General features: G+C 69.7%; 20 protein-coding genes. 12 read left to right on the top strand and 8 right to left on the bottom strand.

Annotated elements, in window-relative coordinates:
* The coding region (locus V6M42_RS01700) for a hypothetical protein (protein WP_332676711.1) at positions 1–207 on the bottom strand (207 nt) is incomplete at its 3' end.
* A 71-nt stretch (positions 208–278) separates the two neighbouring features.
* On the opposite strand from V6M42_RS01700, the gene fabG reads away from it, so the two are divergent.
* The 6 genes from fabG (at position 279) to gmk (ending at position 5496) form a co-directional block, all read left to right on the top strand.
* Positions 279–1019 (top strand): 3-oxoacyl-[acyl-carrier-protein] reductase, encoded by a 741-nt coding sequence (gene fabG, locus V6M42_RS01695; protein WP_332676709.1) that lies wholly within the window; start codon positions 279–281, stop codon positions 1017–1019.
* A 167-nt stretch (positions 1020–1186) separates the two neighbouring features.
* Positions 1187–1426 carry an acyl carrier protein gene (locus V6M42_RS01690; RefSeq protein WP_055830235.1) on the top strand — a complete coding sequence of 80 codons (240 nt, stop codon included), beginning with the start codon at positions 1187–1189 and terminating at the stop codon, positions 1424–1426.
* A gap of 107 nt (positions 1427–1533) precedes the next feature.
* Positions 1534–2814: a beta-ketoacyl-ACP synthase II gene (gene fabF / locus V6M42_RS01685; RefSeq protein WP_332676707.1), complete on the top strand. Its 1281-nt coding sequence runs from the start codon at positions 1534–1536 to the stop codon at positions 2812–2814.
* Positions 2815–3984 (top strand): endolytic transglycosylase MltG, encoded by a 1170-nt coding sequence (mltG, locus tag V6M42_RS01680; RefSeq protein WP_332676705.1) that lies wholly within the window; start codon positions 2815–2817, stop codon positions 3982–3984.
* Positions 3981–4865, top strand: coding sequence for a YicC/YloC family endoribonuclease (locus V6M42_RS01675; protein ID WP_332676703.1), 885 nt, complete (start codon positions 3981–3983; stop codon positions 4863–4865). The genes mltG and V6M42_RS01675 overlap by 4 nt, the downstream gene beginning before the upstream one ends.
* A complete protein-coding gene (gmk, locus tag V6M42_RS01670; protein WP_332660444.1) occupies positions 4855–5496 on the top strand; it encodes a guanylate kinase in 642 nt (213 codons plus the stop codon). The genes V6M42_RS01675 and gmk overlap by 11 nt, the downstream gene beginning before the upstream one ends.
* A gap of 220 nt (positions 5497–5716) precedes the next feature.
* Here gmk and V6M42_RS01665 read toward each other — a convergent pair whose 3' ends face one another.
* From V6M42_RS01665 to V6M42_RS01635, 7 genes are all read right to left on the bottom strand, one after another.
* The gene (locus tag V6M42_RS01665; protein ID WP_332676701.1) at positions 5717–6205 is read right to left on the bottom strand and encodes a hypothetical protein; all 489 of its coding nucleotides are present in this window, start codon (positions 6203–6205) and stop codon (positions 5717–5719) included.
* Positions 6206–6299: 94 nt separating this feature from the next.
* A complete protein-coding gene (rsmA, locus tag V6M42_RS01660) occupies positions 6300–7118 on the bottom strand; it encodes a 16S rRNA (adenine(1518)-N(6)/adenine(1519)-N(6))-dimethyltransferase RsmA (RefSeq protein ID WP_332676699.1) in 819 nt (272 codons plus the stop codon).
* 9 nt (positions 7119–7127) lie between these two features.
* On the bottom strand, positions 7128–8129 hold the full coding sequence (gene pdxA / locus V6M42_RS01655; RefSeq protein ID WP_332676697.1) for a 4-hydroxythreonine-4-phosphate dehydrogenase PdxA: 1002 nt from the start codon (positions 8127–8129) through the stop codon (positions 7128–7130).
* Positions 8129–9466: a peptidylprolyl isomerase gene (locus tag V6M42_RS01650; protein WP_332660454.1), complete on the bottom strand. Its 1338-nt coding sequence runs from the start codon at positions 9464–9466 to the stop codon at positions 8129–8131. The genes pdxA and V6M42_RS01650 overlap by 1 nt, the downstream gene beginning before the upstream one ends.
* Before the next feature lie 97 nt (positions 9467–9563).
* On the bottom strand, positions 9564–12017 hold the full coding sequence (locus V6M42_RS01645) for an LPS-assembly protein LptD (RefSeq protein WP_332676695.1): 2454 nt from the start codon (positions 12015–12017) through the stop codon (positions 9564–9566).
* A gap of 42 nt (positions 12018–12059) precedes the next feature.
* Positions 12060–13187: an LPS export ABC transporter permease LptG gene (gene lptG / locus V6M42_RS01640; RefSeq protein ID WP_332660457.1), complete on the bottom strand. Its 1128-nt coding sequence runs from the start codon at positions 13185–13187 to the stop codon at positions 12060–12062.
* On the bottom strand, positions 13184–14314 hold the full coding sequence (locus tag V6M42_RS01635) for an LptF/LptG family permease (protein ID WP_332676693.1): 1131 nt from the start codon (positions 14312–14314) through the stop codon (positions 13184–13186). The genes lptG and V6M42_RS01635 overlap by 4 nt, the downstream gene beginning before the upstream one ends.
* A gap of 134 nt (positions 14315–14448) precedes the next feature.
* Here V6M42_RS01635 and V6M42_RS01630 point away from each other — a divergent pair, with 134 nt between their 5' ends.
* From V6M42_RS01630 to V6M42_RS01605, 6 genes are all read left to right on the top strand, one after another.
* Positions 14449–15924 (top strand): leucyl aminopeptidase, encoded by a 1476-nt coding sequence (locus V6M42_RS01630; protein ID WP_332676692.1) that lies wholly within the window; start codon positions 14449–14451, stop codon positions 15922–15924.
* A gap of 23 nt (positions 15925–15947) precedes the next feature.
* A complete protein-coding gene (locus V6M42_RS01625; protein WP_332676689.1) occupies positions 15948–16409 on the top strand; it encodes a DNA polymerase III subunit chi in 462 nt (153 codons plus the stop codon).
* Positions 16328–16720 (top strand): hypothetical protein, encoded by a 393-nt coding sequence (locus V6M42_RS01620; RefSeq protein ID WP_332676688.1) that lies wholly within the window; start codon positions 16328–16330, stop codon positions 16718–16720. Before V6M42_RS01625 ends, V6M42_RS01620 begins: the two co-directional genes overlap by 82 nt.
* Positions 16721–16743: 23 nt before the next feature.
* Positions 16744–17031: an I78 family peptidase inhibitor gene (locus V6M42_RS01615; protein ID WP_332660465.1), complete on the top strand. Its 288-nt coding sequence runs from the start codon at positions 16744–16746 to the stop codon at positions 17029–17031.
* A complete protein-coding gene (locus V6M42_RS01610) occupies positions 17028–17294 on the top strand; it encodes a peptidase inhibitor I78 (RefSeq protein WP_332660467.1) in 267 nt (88 codons plus the stop codon). Before V6M42_RS01615 ends, V6M42_RS01610 begins: the two co-directional genes overlap by 4 nt.
* Before the next feature lie 60 nt (positions 17295–17354).
* Positions 17355–19007: hypothetical protein (locus V6M42_RS01605; protein ID WP_332676686.1), on the top strand; the 1653-nt coding region annotated here is incomplete at its 3' end.

Raw genomic sequence — 19007 nt, 5'->3', positions numbered from 1 at the left:
GGGACACGGTCGCCTGCAGGCCAGGTATGAATTCTCGCCTAAGTCATAGGGATAGACCCGGACGTCCAGCAGCTGATCATGGTGCGCCCAAGGTTCGCGCCACACGGCTCCCAGGTCATAGATCCCGTTCTCGTTCGTGCTGACGCAGCCGGCCGTGAGTGAGCCGAGAAGCAGCACGCCCAATCCGTCCAGCCGGCTTCTCTTCATCAAACGTTCCTTCTGGCGGTGCGCCCGAGCCTCGGATAGGACCGCACCAAACGCAACTGCGGAGCAGACCCATGTTCGACCTCACAGGCAAAGCCGCTCTCGTCACCGGCGCCACCGGCGGCATCGGCGGCGCGGTGGCCCGCGCCCTGCACGCCCAGGGCGCGACCGTCGTCCTGTCCGGCACCCGCGAGGCGGTGCTGCAGGAACTGGCCAGGGAACTCGGCGAGCGCGCCTTCGCCGCCGCCGCCAACCTGTCGGACGCCGAATCGGTCGACGGCCTGATCGCCCGCGCCGAGGAAGCCGCCGGCGCGCCGCTGGACATCCTGATCGCCAACGCCGGCATCACCAAGGACGGCCTGCTGATGCGGATGAAGGACGAGGACTTCCAGGATGTCATCCGGATCAACCTCGAGAGCTATTTCCGCCTGTCGCGCGCCGCGATGAAGGGGATGATGAAGCGCCGTTCGGGCCGGATCATCGGCGTGACCTCCGTGGTCGGCGTCACCGGAAACCCCGGCCAGACCAACTATGCGGCCTCCAAGGCCGGCATGATCGGCTTCTCCAAGTCGCTGGCGCAGGAAGTGGGCAGCCGCGGGATCACCGTGAACTGCATCGCCCCGGGCTTCATCGCCTCGCCGATGACCGACGTCCTGAACGACGCACAGCGCGAGACGATCCTGAAGACGATCCCCCTCGGCCGCTTGGGCGCGGGCGACGAGATCGCCGCCGCCGCCGTCTATCTGTCGTCGGACGAGGCCGCCTATGTCACCGGCCAGACGCTGCATGTGAACGGCGGGATGGCGATGATCTGACCCACGCCGTCGCGAGCGGGGGCTATTTCCCGCAAGCGCGGCTGTGCTAAAGCCCACGCAACCGACTGGCCTGAGTCTTCGTTGAAGGCTTGCGCCGTCGCCGCTGTCGTCATACGGCAGTGAACGAGACAACAGCCGCCCCGGCGGCCCTAAAAGCAGAGACTAACATGTCCGACACCCTGGAACGCGTCCGCAAGATCGTCATCGACCACCTGGACGCCGATCCGGAAAAGGTCGTTGAAAAAGCCAGCTTCATCGACGATCTGGGCGCCGACTCGCTCGACAACGTCGAGCTGGTGATGGCCTTCGAAGAAGAATTCGACATCGAAATCCCGGACGACGCCGCCGAACACATCCAGACGGTCGGCGACGCCGTGAAGTTCATCGACGAGAAGCTGGCGGGCTGATCGCCCACACTTCGATACGGCTTTGATGGCCGCCGTGGCGCGCCCCTAGCGGGGCCGCCCGGCGGCCATTACTGTTTGTGGTCAGGATTCTGTAACGAGGAGCGCTCATGCGCCGCGTCGTCGTCACCGGTCTCGGTCTGCTCACGCCTCTGGGCTGGGGCGTGGACCACAACTGGAAGGGCATTCTCGAGGGGCGCTCGGGCATCGGCCCGATCACCAGCTTCGACACCGAAGGCTACGGCTGCACCATCGCGGGTGAAATCCCGTCCGTGGATGGCCGCGGCGGAGGCGCGCCCGGCCAGCCCGGCGTCTTCGACCACGAAAAGGTCATGTCGCCCAAGGACCGCAAGCGGGTCGACGACTTCATCGTCTACGCCATCGCCGCGGCGGACGAGGCCCTGGCGGACTCCGGCTGGAAGCCCGAGACCGAGGAACAGCGCGAGCGCACCGGCGTCATGGTCGGTTCGGGCATCGGCGGTCTGGGCCCGATCGCCGACACCGCCATCATCCTCAAGGAACAGGGCCCGCGCCGGGTCAGCCCCTTCTTCATTCCGTCGGCCCTGATCAATCTGACCTCGGGCCAGATCTCGATCCGCCACGGCCTCAAGGGTCCGAACCACTCCGTCGTCACCGCCTGCGCCACCGGCGCCCACGCCATCGGCGACGCGGCGCGGATGATCATGATGGACGACGCCGACGTCATGGTGGCCGGCGGGGCGGAAAGCTCCATCGTCCCCATCGGCATCGCCGGCTTCCTGGCCTGCAAGGCCCTGTGCACCGCGTATAACGACCAGCCCGAAAAGGCCTCGCGGCCGTGGGACAAGGACCATTCCGGCTTCGTCATGGGCGAGGGCGCGGGGATCGTGGTGCTGGAAGAATACGAGCACGCCAGGGCGCGCGGCGCGACCATCTACGCCGAAGTCATCGGCTACGGCCTCAGCGGCGACGCCTACCACATCACCGCCCCGGCCGAGGACGGCGAGGGCGGCTATCGGGCCATGCAGATGGCGGTGAAGCGCGCCGGGATCGACGTCTCCGACATCGACTACGTCAACGCCCACGGCACCTCGACCATGGCCGACTGGATCGAGGCCGGGGCCATCGAACGACTGATGGGCGACCACGCGTCCAGGGTCGCCCTGTCCTCGACCAAATCGATGACCGGTCACCTCCTCGGCGCCGCCGGGGCCATCGAGGCCATCTTCTGCATCCTGGCGATCCGCGACCAGATCGCGCCGCCGACGATCAATCTGGACAATCCCGAGCAGGAAACCGCCATGAATCTGGTCCGCGACAAGGGCCAGCCGATGGAGATCGACGTCGCCATGTCGAACAGCTTCGGCTTCGGCGGCACCAACGCCACCGTCATCTTCCGCAAGGTGAGCTAGGTGGGGGTCGAGCGCGGATCGGGCCGCAAGACAGCCTTCCTGGCCGCCACGGCCACCCTCAGCCTGTTCATCATCGCCGCCCTGGTCGCGGCCTGGAGCGTCTTCTACGCGCCGGGCCCGGCGGCGCGCGACGGCCGTGAGACGACCATCGTCACCCTGCCCAGCGGCGCGGGCGTCTCGGCCATCGCCGCGACGCTGAAGTCGGCCGGGGTGATCCGCTCGACCGACATGTTCAAGGCCGCCGCCACCCTGACCGGCGCCGACCGCAAGCTGCGCGCGGGCGAGTATGAGGTGCCGAGCAAGGCTTCCCTGCGCTCCGTCATCGTCCTGCTGGTCGAGGGGCGGGTGGTCCGCCACTACGTGACCCTGCCCGAGGGCTGGTCCTCGGCCCAGGCGGTCGACATCCTCAACCGGCAGCCGATCCTGATCGGCACGGTCGACGGCACGCCCGACGAAGGCTCCCTCTGGCCCGACACCTATGAGGTCAGCCGCGGCGAGACGCGAAACTCGGTCGTCGCCCGCATGCGCCGCGCCCGCGACGAGAACCTGGCCCGCCTGTGGGCCGCGCGCAGCCCGACCACGGTCGTGCGCTCGCCGGAAGAAGCGATGGTGCTGGCCTCGATCGTTGAAAAGGAAACCGGCCTGGCCTCGGAACGCCCCCGCGTCGCCGCCGTCTTCACCAACCGGCTGCGCGCCGGCATGCGGCTGGAGAGCGATCCGACCATCGTCTACGGCATCACCCGCGGTCGCCCGCTGGGCCGGGGCATCCGGCGCTCCGAACTGGACCGCGCCACGGCCTGGAACACCTATCAGATCGACGGCCTGCCCCCGACGCCCATCGCCAATCCGGGCCGTGACGCCATCGCCGCGGTCCTCAACCCGCCGCGCAGCGACGAACTGTTCTTCGTGGCCGACGGCACCGGGGGCCACGTCTTCGCCCGCACCTTCGACGAACATCTGACCAATGTCGCGCGCTGGCGGGAGATCGAGCGCCGCAAGGCCGGCCTGCCGCCCGAAGCCGCGCCGCCCGCCGTGCCCGGCACGGTTCCGGGCGTTCCGAACGCACCGCCCGAGGCCGCCTCGGGGGCTGCGGCGCCGACCGGCGCGGCCGTCCCGCCCGGCGCGCGGGTCATCAGCATCCCGCAATCCACCCCGGCGCCGGCCCGATGAGCACGATCTCCGGCATGACCGGCTTCGGCCGGGCGGACGGCGCCCACGGCGACTGGAGCTGGTCCGTCGAGGCGCGCTCGGTCAACGGCCGCAATCTGGAGGTCCGCTTCCGCGGCCCGCCCGGCTTCGACACCCTGGAACGCCACGCCAAGGCCTCCGCCCAGGCTCGCCTGAACCGGGGTCAGGTCACGCTCGGCATTCTGGCGAAGCGCGCCGAGCTCGGCGCCGCCTCGCTGAAGGTCAACCAGGACATCCTGGCCCGCTACCTCACCCTCGCCAACGAGCTGGCGGAGGAGGGGGCCACCCCGCCGTCGGCCGACGGCCTGCTGTCCCTGCGCGGCGTGCTGGAAGCGCCCGAGGAGGTCGACGACGCCGACGCCCGCGCCGCCGTCGAGGCCGCCATGGCGGTCACCATCGACCACGCCCTCGACGCGCTGAAGCTGTCGCGTGACCGCGAGGGCGGCCAGCTGCTGCCGGTCGTCACCGACTTCATCGACCGCATCGACGCCCTGACCGCCCAGGCGGAGACCGAGGCCGTCGCCCAGACCGACGCCATCCGCGAACGTTTCACCCGGCGGATGACCGAGCTGGCGCCTGACGCCCCCGGCCTTCAGGACCGCATCTTCCTCGAGGCTGCGGCGCTGGCCACCAAGGCCGACGTGCGCGAGGAACTGGACCGTCTGACGGCCCACGTCGCCTCGGCCCGCACCCTGTTGCAGCAACCCCCCGCCGGCCGGAAACTCGACTTCCTGATGCAGGAATTCATGAGAGAGGCGAACACCCTCTGCTCGAAATCGGCTACGACCGCGCTCACCGGAATCGGCCTTGAGCTGAAGGCCGTCATCGAACAGTTGCGCGAACAGGTCCAGAATGTCGAATGAACGCACGCCCCGCCGCGGCGTCCTCCTGATCGTCGCCAGCCCGTCCGGCGCGGGCAAGACCAGCCTGTGCCGCCGCCTGATGGCCGACCACGGCGGGCTGGAGCTGTCGATCTCCATGACCACCCGCGGCATCCGCCCCGGCGAGGTCGCCGACCGCGACTACCACTTCGTCGACGACGCGGAATTCCAGCGCCTGATCGACGCCGACGCCTTCCTGGAATGGGCCGACGTCCACGGGGCCCGCTACGGCTCGCCGCGCGCTCCGATCGACCGGGCCCTGTCCGAGGGCCGCGACGTCCTGTTCGACATCGACTGGCAGGGCGCCCGCGACATCGCCGTGAAATGCCCGGAAGACGCCGTGCGCGTCTTCATCCTGCCGCCCAGCCTCGAGGAGCTGCGCCGCCGCCTGGTGACCCGTTCGCAGGACGCCGAGGAGGTCATTGAACGCCGCATCGCCAACGCCAAGGGCGAGATCGAGCATTGCGGCGACTTCGACTACATCTTCGTCAACGACGACTTCGACCGCAGCTACGCCGAGCTGGCGCACATCTACCACGCCGAGCGGTCCAAGCGGTTCCGCAACGTCTGGGTCGACGCCTACCGCAACGCCCTGCTGAACGAGGCGGTCTAGGGGCTTGAAGGCGGTTACGAAGGACCTACATCCAACCCGTTGTTCCAACATCGAAAGGAGGTGGTCGAATGTCTCATTGTCTCACGCCGCGCGCGGCCCGTCGGATGAGCCTGACCTCCCCTCTGGCGGGGTACTGCGCCTGATCGAGGCCGTGATCGGCTGACAATGGAAGGGCCGTTCCCCCGGGGGCGGTCCTTTTTGCTATGGGCGCACGACCGGGTCAGGCCGCCGACTGTCTGTCGGCCCGATTCGCCCTGGCCCATGCGGCCGGACCTGCCGCCGGCTCGCCCGCCAGCCAGCGCTCGACAACGCCCAGCAACAGGCTCAGGTCGACCAGATACCCGAGGCCTACGAGGGCGGCGGCCAGGGCGTTCTGCGAGAGTGACGGATCCGCATATCTGAGGACAAACGCCAGGACGATCAGCGCGTGCGCGGCGGTCATGGGAAAGAGCCACCAGCGGTCCAGCCGGAAACACAGCCAGCCGAAGACCAGCAAGCGAACGCCGTCCTGCGCGAGCCCGGCCGGATAGAAGCCGTCGACCTGCCATCTGTACGTGAACTCGGCCAGTAGGGTAACCATCAGCAATAGGCCCGCGCCGAGCCGCTCCGGGCGGCCGCCCCAGGTCCAGGCGATGGCGTATACCGCCAGACCGAACACCATTCCGCCGAACTGCCAGGGTGTCGGCGTTACCTGTTCGAAGATTTCCACCGGCTCGCCATGAGTGTCCCTTCCGGTTCCATCCGACGGGTTGTGGCAGATCGGGGGCCCGGCGTCATCGGCGCGACGGCGACGGCACGACAGCTCAGCCGTCCCGATCCAGCGCCACGGCCAGCCGCAGGAAACCCGCACCGTCGATCACTTCCGCCCGCGCATCCGGCTCGATCCCCGCGGCCTCGCACAGCGCCGCCCCGCCCAGCGTCTTCAGGCTGGACCGGAGCATCTTGCGCCGCTGCCCGAACGCCGCCGCCGTCACCCGTTCGAGCCGCTTCAACGTATCCGGGTCCGGCCGGTCTGCGCGCGGGACCAGATGCACGACGGCCGAGGCCACCTTCGGCGGCGGCGTGAAGGCGGCGGCGGGCAGATGCATGACCAGCCGGGCCTCGGCCACCGCCTGGCTGATCACAGCCAGCCGGCCGTAGGCGTCGTCGCCCGGCGCCGCGACGATCCGCTCGGCCACTTCCTTCTGGAACATCAGGGTCAGGGCGTGCGGCAGCCACGGTCCGGTCAGCCATTTGATCAGCAGCGGCGTGCCGACATTGTAGGGCAGGTTCGACACGACATGCGCCGGGCCCTCGACCAGTTCGGCCTCGCGCACCTTCAGCGCGTCGGCCTCGACGACCGTCAGCCGCCCTGAACCGTCGTCCAGCTCGGCCAGCAGGGGCAGGAAGCGCGGATCCTTCTCGACCAGCACCACCCTGCCGGCGTCGCTCTCCAGCAGGGCGCGGGTCAGGCCGCCGGGGCCCGGGCCGACCTCGATCACCGCGCGGCCCTCGAACGGGCCCGCCAGGCGGACGATCTTGCGCGTCACATTCAGGTCCAGCAGGAAATGCTGGCCGAAGCTCTTCCTGGCCGACAGCCCGTGGGCGTCGAGGGATTCGCGGAGGGTGGGGAGGTCGGTCACACGGGCTGCTTACAGCGCCGCGCGCGCCGCCGCCATCTGTCCGGCCAGACGAATGGCCGCGATCAGGCTGTCGGCCCGCGCCACGCCCTTGCCGGCGATGTCGAAACCGGTGCCGTGGTCGGGCGAGGTGCGGATCACCGGCAGGCCCAGGGTCGTGTTGACCCCGCCCCAGAAGTCCAGCGTCTTGACCGGGATCAGGGCCTGGTCGTGGTACAGGCAGACCACGGCGTCGTATGTCGCGCGCGCGTCGTCATGGAACAGGGTGTCGGCGGGCAGGGGGTCGGTGATCGCGATCCCTTCGGCGCGCAGGATCTCGACCGCCGGGGCCAGCACCTCGACCTCCTCCAGCCCGATCGCGCCGCCTTCGCCCGCATGCGGGTTCAGCGCGGCCAGGGCCAGCCGGGGCGTCGCGACGCCGAAGTCGCGCTTCAGGGCTTCATGGACCACCCGGGCCGTGCGGCAGACCCGCTCGACGGTGACCAGTTCGGGCACCTCGGCCAGCGGCGAATGGATGGTGACCAGACAGGCCCGCAAATCCTTTGCGGTCAACATCATGACCGGTCCGCGCGTGCCCGGAAACGGCGCGTCGGCGGTCAGTTCGGCGATGAATTCGGTGTGCCCCGGAAAGCGGAACCCCGCGGCGTACAGCGGGGCCTTGGCGATCGGGGCCGTGACCACGCCCGACGCCTCGCCCGACAGGACCAGGTTGACCGCCTGTTCGATCCAGTCTGCGACCGCGCCCGCGTTGGCGCTTTCGGGCCGGCCCGCGACAACGGCGGCGGGCAGGGGGATGTCCAGCACCGGTATGGCGCGTCCGAACACGGCCGCCGCATCCGCGACGGTCAGCACGGTCTGCACCGGCCGGCCCTGGGCGCGCAGCAGGGCCGCGTCGCCGACGACGACGAAGACCGGACCCTCGGCCTTCAGCGCCGTCCAGGCCGCGGCGATGATCTCGGGTCCCACGCCCGCCGGTTCGCCCATGGAGAGGGCCAGCGGCGCGGGGCCGGTCATCACTTCATCTCGATGAGGGCGTCCTCGCGCAGGTCGCGCATATAGCGCTTGCCCAGGGTCGCGAGGTTCTGGCGGAACAGCTGGGCTTCCACCGCACGGGCGTCCGGCGCTTCCGTGCCGCCGGCCCGGCGGCCGCAGACGCCCAGCAGGTGCACGCCCAGCGGCGTGCGAACCGGGGTGCTGACCGAGCCGACCTCGGCCGACCGGGCGACCTGCTGGAACTGCGGCGCCAGGTTCTGCACGTCGGCCTCGCCCAGATCGGAGCCGAGCAGGCCCTGTTCCGAGGTCGCCCGCGCCAGCATGGTGTCGCAGGTCAGCTGGGGCCGCAGGGCCTCCAGACGGGCCGTGGCGGCGGCCACGTCGGCGTCCGTGGCGGTTTCGGGCAGCTCGATCATCACCTGTTTGATCTGGACCAGGCTGGTCGAGGCGCCGTCGCGCTTGTCGCGCATGTAGACGATGTAGACGCCGCCATCGACCGGGATGGGCCGCGACAGCTGGCCGACCTCGAGTTGATCCAGCGCCTGCTGCAGGGCGGGCTGCATGGTGCCTTCGACGACCCAGCCGGCGTCGCCGCCGCGGGTGGCCGAAGGCGCGGCCGAGAACTGCTGGGCGACGGCCTGGAAGGGCGCGCCCTGGACCATCTGCTGAACCAGCTGGGTGGCGCCGTTCACGGCGGCCTGCTGGCCGCCCACGCGGCTGGCCTCGATGTAGATTTCGCCGATCAGATACTGCTTCTTCGAGGCCGCCTCGGAGGCCTGGCGCAGGGCGGAGTCGACCGCCGCCTTGCTGACCCGGGCGCGGCCCTGGAAGCGTCCGCCGACCAGCTGGGACCAGCCCAGCTGCGTCCGGAGCTGTTCGCGCAGGGTCGAGGGACGGATGCCGCCCTGGGCCAGGAATTCGAGGTAGGTCGCCGGCGCGGCGCCCACTTCCTGCGCCATGGCGGCCAGTTCCTCATCGACCTCCGCGTCGGAGATCACCAGGTCCTCGTATTTGGTCAGCTCCTGGGCCTGCAGCCGCTCATCGATCAGCAGGTTCAGGGCCTGCTGCTGGATGGCCGGGATGTTCTCGGGCGTCGGCTGGACCTGGGTCATGGCGATCAGCAGCAGCATGCGCTGGCGCAGGTCGAAGCCCGTGATGACGCTGTCATTGACCGTGGCCAGGATGCCGTCGGACATCTGGAACGCGGGCGCGACCGGAGCCGCGGCCGGCGCCGCCTCGGCGGCCGGGTTCAGGGTTCCCGCTGCAGCCGGAGCCTGTGTGGGCGCGGTCTGCGCCACGGCCGTACCGGCCAGGAGGGCGGCCATCGCCACGCCCGTCATATAACGCGTCAAACCCATGTCAGTCCGTATTCCTCAAGCGGCGTTGGCCCGGATTGATCCGGATAGTCTTTCCGCGCGCCCCCGGGCCGCGCGGCGTCCAGCGCCTGTCGCTGCGTCAATACCCTGTACCGCCGAAAGTGGCGAGGTTTAGGCGCACATAGATGCCCTCCGAGGGGCCCGTCGGCCGCACGCGGGTGTTGTCGCGCCGCCAGCCCAGCTCGAACCGGAAACAATCGTCGTCGAACAGCAGTCCGATGTCCGACCGGGTGATCTCGTCCTGCTCGAGATCGGCGATGCCGGCGACGGTCACGCCCCAGTTGCCGTAGATGAACTGCTGGCCCGACAGCTGGACGAATTCATAGTTGCGGTTCAGCGGTCCCTCGACGGGATTGGACCGGTCGATGATGTAGGTCACCGTGGCCAGGTTGCGCCGGCCCCAGCGCCCGTCGACCGAGGCTTCGGCGCGGCGCACCTCGCCGGACGAATCGATGGTCGCATGGCCCCAGCCGCGAATCCGGTCCGAGGGCGCGAAACTGCCCTGCACGACCCAGTCGGAGGTGTCGGACGCCAGGCCCGACGGATCGTACAGCTGGGTCGGGGCGTCGGGCACGGGGACCCGGAAACCGGGTTCCTCGGCGTCGCGCAGGCTGCGGCCGATGAACAGGCTGGCTTCCCGGCCCTGATCCCAGCGCATGGTGGCCCGCATGCCCGCGGTGAAGCGGAGCCCGCCTTCCAGCAGGTCGTAGCCGGGGAACCGGTCGGTCCGGAACAGCGAGCTCTGGTCGAGCTCCAGCGTCTGGCTGTCCTCGTTCGGGATGCGCGGGTCGAGGTCCGGATCGGTCGAGGCGGAGAACTGGGCCATCGGCTCCAGGATCAGGTCGGCGGTGTCGCTCATCCGCCGGATCAGGGGATAGCTGATATCCAGACCGGCGGTGGCCCGGCCGCGGGCGATGGTTTCCTCCTCCAGCCCCGGACCCGGGGGCAGGTCGGCGATCGAATAGGCGTCGGCGCGCAGGTCGACGAACGGCTCCCACCGTACGCCGGCGCGGGAGATCATGGTCCGGCGCCATTCGGCCTGGCCCGAGACGCGGCGGCTGTCGACGCCGGGCAGGCCGACGACCGACCCCGGCGGGGGGAAGGCCAGGCCGGGCGGAATGACTTCCGGCCGCAGAACCGGGCTGCCCACATAGGCGTCGCGATACAGCGACACAGCCGTGCTGCGAAGCCGCAGACGGCCCCCCAGCACGGGCCCGTCGGGCTCCCAGCGCGCCTCGATCAGCGGCGCGACGAACGGCAGGCTGTCATCGGCCTCGAACTGGTTCAGGCCGGGCGCATCGTCATTGGGGACCGCGACCCGCAGGCTCTGGAGATCGAAGGCGGCGATCGAGAAATAGGACCGCTGGCTCTGGCGCTCGGCGTAAACCTGGCTGATCAGCCGGCGGCGGTCGCCGTAGTACAGGCCATTGTCCTGATACGGGTCGTGGATGTCGTAGCGGTCGAACAGGGTCTTGTCGGACGTGCGTTCGGCGGTGAAGCCGGCGCGCCACGGCCCCTCGGGATCCCAGCGCCCGTGCGCCAGCAGATAGCTGCGGTGCTCGGCCTCGATCGGGATGTCGGGCACGTTGTCGCCGTCGGCGTCGAAATCCCCGAAATTCTCTTCGTAGGTATAGCCGGCCCGCGCCACCACCGTCGCGTTCGAGAACCGGCGGCGCCACTGCAGGTTCAGGAAGGGGGCCACGTCGGTGTTGAACTGGGGGCTGATCAGCCAGTCTTCCGACGGCGAGATGACGCGCAGATAGGGCGTCTCAAGGCTCAGCCCCCGGCCGTCGTCATAGCTGGGGATCGGCACCAGGAAGCCCGAGGCGCGCTCGACCGTCGGATCGGGATGGGCGAAATACGGAAGATAGAGGACCGGTACGCCGCCGAGGCGGAAGACGGCGTTGCGGTACAGGACCGCCCGCAACTCCTCGTTCTGGACCACCTTCTCCGCCTGGATGGAGATGCTGGGCTGTTTCGGCCGACCTTCGGCGTCGCAGATCGGGCACGGCGTGAAGATCGCGTAGTTCAGCTCGTTGACGTTCTCGCTTCGTCTCACGGCGGTCGCGGCCATCAGGCTGCTGCCATTGGCGAAGCGGCTGGCCAGGTCGACGGCGACGCCGGCCTTCATGTCGGAATCCAGCTCCAGATAGCTGGCGTAGATCACCGTCCCGCCGGCGTCGGTGAACTCGACCCGCCGGTTGGCCGTGGCGACGCCCAGCGCCAGGTCATAGCTGATCTCGCCGGCTCTGAGGGTCGAGCCCCGGAACCGCGCCAGCACCCGGTTGTCGTCCACGCCGCTCGCGGTGATGACATCGCCCTCGCGGGAGGCGGCGTCCGCTTCGAGATACAGGGCGTCAGGGGTCAGGCCGTCGGGGCCGGCCACGTTCGGCGTCGGGGTCGGCGTCGGCGCGGCGGGGGCGGTCTGCGCATGGACGACAGACGCCGACATGATCAGGGCGACAGCGGCCGCGCCGGCCAGAAGCCGACGGCGCAAGGCTGCCGTGTCGGGCGCGCGGCGGTCACGCTGCATGCAAAAAATCACTCTGGCCGTGGAGGGGCGACGAGGGTTCGCTTAGCCGTCTTCGGTATAGAACAGCAAGGTGAAGGCGGCGAGCGCGGTCAACAAAGGCGGCAGCCAGGCGGCCAGCCAGGGCGGGATCACCTCGGCCGATCCGAACGCCGACGCCGCCTGGTTGACGAAGAAGAAGCCGAAGCCGAGCACCACCGCGGCGACGCTCATTCGCGCCAGATCGCCGAGCCTCATCAGCCTGAGTGAGAAGGCGGCGGCGAGAATCGACATGGCCGCGAACATCAGCGGCGTGGCCAGCAGTTGCTGCAATCGCAGCCGGTAGGCCGTGGACGAGAAGCCCGCGTCCTCGACGCGCGCGATCTGGGCCGGAAGCGACCAGAACGAGGTGGACTGGGGCCGGGCGAACCGCTCGAACGCCTCGTCATCGGCCAGGCTGGAGGGCAGGTCCAGCGTCGCGTAGCGCACGGCCCTCTGGCCGATCTGCGCCCCGACCGCGTCGACCAGCCGCCAGCGCCCGGCGGCCAGGGTGGCGGAGGCGGCGTCGATCCGCTCGGAGAAGGTGCGCATCCCCGCGGCGTCGTTGGTGTAGATGAAGAAGCTGACGCCCAGCAGGCGGGCGTTGGCGCGGTCCTGCCGGGCCCCGCGGATGACCATCTGCCGCGTGTCGTCGCCTTCCCGGATCCAGATGGCCTGCTCGGCCTCGCCGGACGTCGCCGATCCGGACAGGCGCGACCGCTCGCGCTGGAACAGGCCGTCCGCGGAGGCCGCCAACGGCCCAAGGGCGGTCACCGTCAGCACGCCGAACATCAGGGCCGCGCCCGCCGCGGGCAGGACGAACCGCCAGGCCGAGACGCCGGCCGCCCGCATGGCGATCAGCTCGCTGCGCCGGTTCAGGCCCACGAAGGCCGTCAGGGTTCCGAACAGGAAGACGAACGGCAGCAGCTGCACGATCACCTGCGGCGACTTGAGCAGCATCAGGCCGAGGATGCCCGGCGCCGTCAGATCGACATCGGATCCGATCCCGCGGGAGATCTCCACGAAGTCGATCAGCATGATCAGGGCGCTGATGACGCCCAGGGCGACGGCCAGCGACCGGGCCTGCTGGACCAGGACATAGCGTTCGATGCGGCCGAGCCTCAGCCTCGGGACGGGGAGGGCGACCCGGCTCACGCGAACCTCGCCTTCAGCTGGTCCAGCATGGGCCAGGGCCGGCTGCGCCGCGGCTTCAGCGCGCGGAACAGCAGCCTGAGGGCGATCGCGGTGGCGAGGATCGGCAGAAGATACTGGAACACGTTCAGCCAGCCGTTCCAGGCGCTGGCGGACACGACGCCGTAACCGGCCACGCGGACGATCAGGAAGGCGCCCGCCGCCTTGGCGATTCGCAGGCTGTAGCCCGTGCGGCTGAACTGGCCGCCCATGATCGCGGTCAGGGCCATGGCCATGGCCATCAGGGCGTAGAGCGGCGCGGACAGGCGCGAATGCGCCTCCGCCACCAGTTCTCCGGCGGACCCGGTCTCAAGGTCCTGCGGGGACGGGTTGAACAACTGGGGCAGGTAGAGGTCCGAGGGCTTGTAGCGGATGCGGTCGGTCAGATTGGCGTAGGGCGCGAGGTCCACCACCGTCCGGCCGAAGGAGAAATATTCCAGCACGCCGCGCGACGAATAGCTCTGCCGCGACCCGTTCAGCAGGGTCAGGACCGGGCTGCCGTCGATTCGGCCGAACCGGGCCTCGGCCGCGTCCCAGGTCGTGACCTTGTCGCCCTCGTCGACATAGACGAACAGGTTCTTCAGCAGGCCGTTCTGCTCGATCTGCTGGACATAGACGGTCAGGCCCTCGGGGCCCTGGACGAAGCGGCCTTCCTCGATCAGCACGGCGGCCAGGTCGGTGCGGATGGCGAAGGCCTCGGCCCGGGCCTGCCGCTGCCCCCAGGGCTGCAGCACCGTGGTGATCAGCAGGGTGATCAGGGCCGCGATCACCGCCAGCCGGATCGCCGGCCGAATCGCCGCCCAGCGCGTCACGCCGGAGGCGAAGACGGCGGTCAGTTCCTGTTCGCGCTGCAGCCGGGTCAGGGCGATCAGGGCTCCCACGAACAGGCCGATCGGCACGATCACCGCCAGCAGCTGCGGCACAGCCAGCAGGGTCAGCTTGATCATCACCCACAGGCTCTGGCCGCGTTCGACGATCACCTCCAGCTGGTCCAGGCTCTGGCTGAGAATGCCGATTCCGGTCAGCGCGGCGCACGCGCCGACGACGGGACGCGCGATCTGCCGGAAAAGATAGCCTTGGATCAGGGTCATGCAGGGAAAATCGCCCGTTGCAGGCGGCGGCGAGGGAGAGCATCTAATACACACCCGACCGCGCCGGTGAAACCGCGCGCGCTCATCCTTGTCGACACCATCACCGGGTGCGTAATGCCCGGCGGGAGCAGTAAATGAAGATCGAATTCGTCGCGTCCGCGAGCCCCTCCGAGGTTCTCGCCGTCCTCGTCAATGAGGGCCGCGCCTTCGTCGGGACGGGCAGCCAGCTCGACGCCGCGACCTCCGGGGCCCTGACCCGCGCCATGACGGCCAGCCGCTTCACCGGCGGATCGAACAGCACCCTCGTCGTGGCGGCCCCTGCGGGCGTGGACGCCTCGACCATCGTGCTGACCGGCGCCGGCGATCCGGGCAAGTTCGACGATCTCGCCCTCGAGGCCGCCGCCGGCGCCGCCTATCACGCGGTCAAGATGTCGGGGGCGACCGCCCTGACCATCGACGCCTCGCACCTGTCGGCCGCCCAGGCCGCGCGCGCCGCCTTCGCCGCCCGTCTGGCCGGCTACCGCTTCCTCAAATACCGCACCACGCTGAAGCCCGAGAAGACGCCGTCGATCGAGACGATCAGGGTCGTCGCGGCCGATCCGAAGGCGGCCAAGGGCGCGTATGAGTCGTTCGCGGCTGTGGCCTCGGCCGTGGAATTCTCGCGCGATCTGGTCAGCGAGCCCGCCAACGTCCTGTACCCGGAGGAGTTCGCCAAACGGGTCAAGGCCCTCGAGAAGCTCGGCCTCGAGGTCGAGATCCTCGGCGAGAAGGAACTGACCAAACTGGGCTTCAACACCCTGCTGGCCGTCGGCCAGGGCAGCGTGCGCGAGAGCCAGGTCGCCATCATGAAGTGGAGCGGCGGCAAGAAGGGCGAACAGCCCATCGCCTTCGTCGGCAAGGGCGTCTGCTTCGACACCGGCGGCATCTCGATCAAGCCGGCCGACGGCATGGAAGACATGAAGTGGGACATGGGCGGCGCCGCCGCCGTGTCCGGCCTCATGCACGCGCTCGCCGGCCGCAAGGCGAAGGTCAACGCCATCGGCGTCATCGGCCTGGTCGAGAACATGCCCGACGGCGCGGCCCAGCGGCCCGGCGACGTGGTCATGTCCCTGTCCGGCCAGTCGGTCGAGGTGCTGAACACCGACGCCGAGGGCCGCCTCGTCCTCGCCGACTGCCTCTGGTACACCCAGGAGCGTTTCAAGCCGAAATTCATGCTCGATCTGGCCACCCTGACGGGCGCCATGATCGTGGCCCTGGGCCTGGAATACGCGGGCGTCTTCTCCAACTCGGACGAGCTGGCCAACAACTTCCTGGCCGCCGCGCCCAAGGTCGGCGAGAACGCCTGGCGGATGCCGATCCCGGCCGCCTACGAGCGCCACATCGACACCCCGATCGCCGATGTGAAGAACACCGGCAACGGCCGCGCCGGCGGCTCGATCACCGCCGCCCTGTTCCTGCAGCGCTTCACCAACGGCACGCCCTGGGCGCACATCGACATCGCCCCCACGGCATGGGTCAAGGACTCGAAGAGCCCGACCGTGCCCGACGGCGCCGTGGGCTGGGGCGTGCGCACGCTCGACCGGATGGTGGCCGATTCCTACGAGTCCTGATCGGCCGCGAGAGGTAGAACCGGGTGTCTGACGCAACGCCTGAAATCTGGTTCTACCATCTCGAGCGCTCGACGCTGGAGCAGGTCCTGCCCGGCCTGCTGGAGAAGACGCGCGAGCGTGGCTGGAAGGCCCTCGTCCGCGCGTCCGACCCGCATCTGCTCGACGACATCGACGAGCGGCTGTGGACGTATCGCGACGACAGCTTCCTGGCCCACGGGCGGGCGACCGGGCCCGAGGCGGCGCGTCAACCCATCCTGCTGACCGACTCTCCCGAGAACCCGAACGCCGCTCAGGCGCTGTTCATCGTGGACAGCGCCGAACTGGGCGACACGAAAGGCTTCGACCGATGCTTCATCATCTTCGACGGACGGAACGACGAGGCGCTGTCGGGGGCGCGGGTCCGGTGGAAGACGCTGAAGGATCAGGGCGCCAACCTCGCCTACTGGAAACAGTCGCCCGAAGGACGCTGGGAAAAGGCGGCCTGATCGCCCTGGCGGCCCTGGCCGCCTGTACGACGCCCGCCTCCGACGCCTCGGCGCCGCGCGCCATCGAGGAGGCCCAGCTGAACCCGCCGGTCGGCGCCCAGCCCACCTATCCGACCGTCGACATGTGCCGCGCGGGCGAGCTGCAGTGGCTGGTGGGGAAACCGAAGACCGAGATTCCCGTTCCTGTGGATGTGGTGAACCGCCGGGTCACCTGCACGACCTGCCCGGTGACCGAGGACTACGCGCCGCAACGCCTGAACATCTTTTTCAACGAGCAGACGCAGATCGTCGAACAGGTCCGCTGCGGCTGACGCACCCAAGGGAGACACCGCCGATGAAGAGCCTGATCCTCTGCCTCTCCGCCGCCGGCCTTCTGGCCGCCTGCGCGCCGATGGAACCGACGGCCCCGACGACGCCGTCGGACGGGCCTGCCCAGTGCCGGGCCGACCAGTACCAGCGCTACATCGGCCGCAACCGCTCCGAACTGCCGCCCAAGCCCGCCAACGAGACCTGGCGCGTCACCTGCACCACCTGCCCGGTGACGATGGACTACAGCCCCTCGCGTCTGAACATCTTCTACGAGGAACGCACCGGGATCATCCGCGAGGTCAAATGCGGATGAGGGCGATCATCGCCGCCGGCCTGACGCTGGCGGCCTGCGCGCCGGTCGAGACGCCGGAGGCGACGCCCGTTCCCCAACGCTGCGACGCGGCGGCCGCGCGATCTCTGGTCGGCTCGCACGTCGGAGCGGTGTCCTTCCCCGCTGACGCCAACGTCCGCATCGTCTGCACCACCTGTCCGACGACCAAGGACCTGCGTCCGGACCGGCTGAACATCCGCTTCAACCAGACGACCGGGATCATCGAACGCGTCGACTGCGGCTGATCCCGCTTGGCGTCCCCCGCCTTTCGCGGCAGGGTGGCGTCGAGACGGGGAGACGGGTTGATGCGCAGGATGCTTATGGCCGGGGCGGCCTTGACCGCCGCCCTGATCGGACCGGCCGCCGTCGCCGATGCGACCGCCGACAGCGCCGTGCGCAACCTGCTGGAGCGTCCCCAGGTCTGCGGGCAGGCCGGCTCGGCCAATACCGGCACGCCGGTCGCCGACATGGTCATGGTCGACGGTTTCGGCACGGGCGGCTTCGCCATCGATACCGCCAGTCCCGAGGCCCAGGCCTGGTTCAACCACGGCGTCCGCCTGCGCTGGGCGTTCGAACACAAGGAATCGGTGCGCGCCTTCCGCAAGGCCCGGCTGCTGGATCCGACCTGCGCCATGTGCGCCTGGGGCGAGGCCTGGGCTCTGGGTCCCAATCTGAACGGCGGCGGCAATGACGACGAGAGCCTCGCCGCCGCCCTCAAGGCCGCGCGCGAGGCCCGCAGGATGGCGCGGAAGGCGACGCCGATGCAGCGCCAGATGATCGACGCCCTGGTCCAGCGCTATTCGGGCTGGAAATCCTCGCGCGGCCGCCGTTTCGCACAGTCGATGGACCGGATCGCGCGCAACAATCCGTCGGACGTCACGGTCGCCGCCATCACCGCCGACGCCTGGATGCTGAACGCCGACGAATGGTGGGACGACGAGGGCAAGGCCGCCGACCCCGGCATCACCCGCGCCATGACCATCCTCGAACAGACCCTGGCCCAGGCGCCCGACGATCCCGGCGCCATCCATCTCTACATCCACCTGACCGAATGGTCGGACGACCCGCACAAGGCCATCCCCTACGGCGAGCGGCTGGCGGCCCTGGCCCCCGGCGCCAGCCATCTGGTGCATATGCCGTCGCACACCTTCTATCGCGTGGGGCGGTACAGGGACGCCATGATGTCCAACGTCAACGCCGTGGCGCTGGACCGGCGCTACGACGGGCTGGCGCGGCCGCCCGGCGGCGTGCCCGGCATGCCGCTGCACGGCCACAACATCCACTTCGGCATGGGCGGCGCCCTGATGGCCGGCGGAGGCGAGGAAGGCCTCAAGCTGGCCGACTGGTTCCTGGCCACCTATCCCGACATTCCGGCGACCAATGTCTGGCGTCAGGCCATGGCCAACAACGCCTACGCCCTCTACGGCCGCTTCGGCTCGCCCGAGAAGGTCGCGGGGCTGGCCGAACCGGCTGAAAGCCATCCGATGCTGCGCGTCAGCTGGCGCTTCGCCCGGGGCGAGGCGGCGGCGCGGGCAGGGGACGCCTCCACCGTCCGCGCCGAGGCCCGGGCCATCGCCGCCCTGCGCGCCGCCCCGGAGTTCGCCGCCGGGCCGCAGGGCAAGATGCGCAGCGAGTTCACCGAGGTCTCGCAGCGCGTGCTGGAAGGCCGCGCCGCCATGATCGAGGGCAATGCGGACGCCGCCATCGCCGCCTTCACGCGCGCCGCCGAAATTCAGGGGCAGGACTCCGAGGGCGGCGACCCGCCCATCCTCTGGTATCCGACCCGCCGCAGCCTCGCCGCCGCCCTGCTGCTCAAGGGCGACGCCGCGGCCGCGAAAGCGAAGATCCTGGAACTGCTCGAGGACTGGCCCGGCGACCCCTACAGCTATTTCGTCCTCGCCGGGGCCGAGACGGCGCTGGGCGATGCGGATGCGGCCGCGGAGGCGCGGCGCAAGTCC

The organism is Brevundimonas sp. (assembly GCF_036677305.1).
Taxonomy (GTDB): Bacteria; Pseudomonadota; Alphaproteobacteria; order Caulobacterales; family Caulobacteraceae; genus Brevundimonas.
Note: the sequence above shows the minus strand (reverse complement) of the source record. Positions and strands in the feature narration are given on the sequence as shown.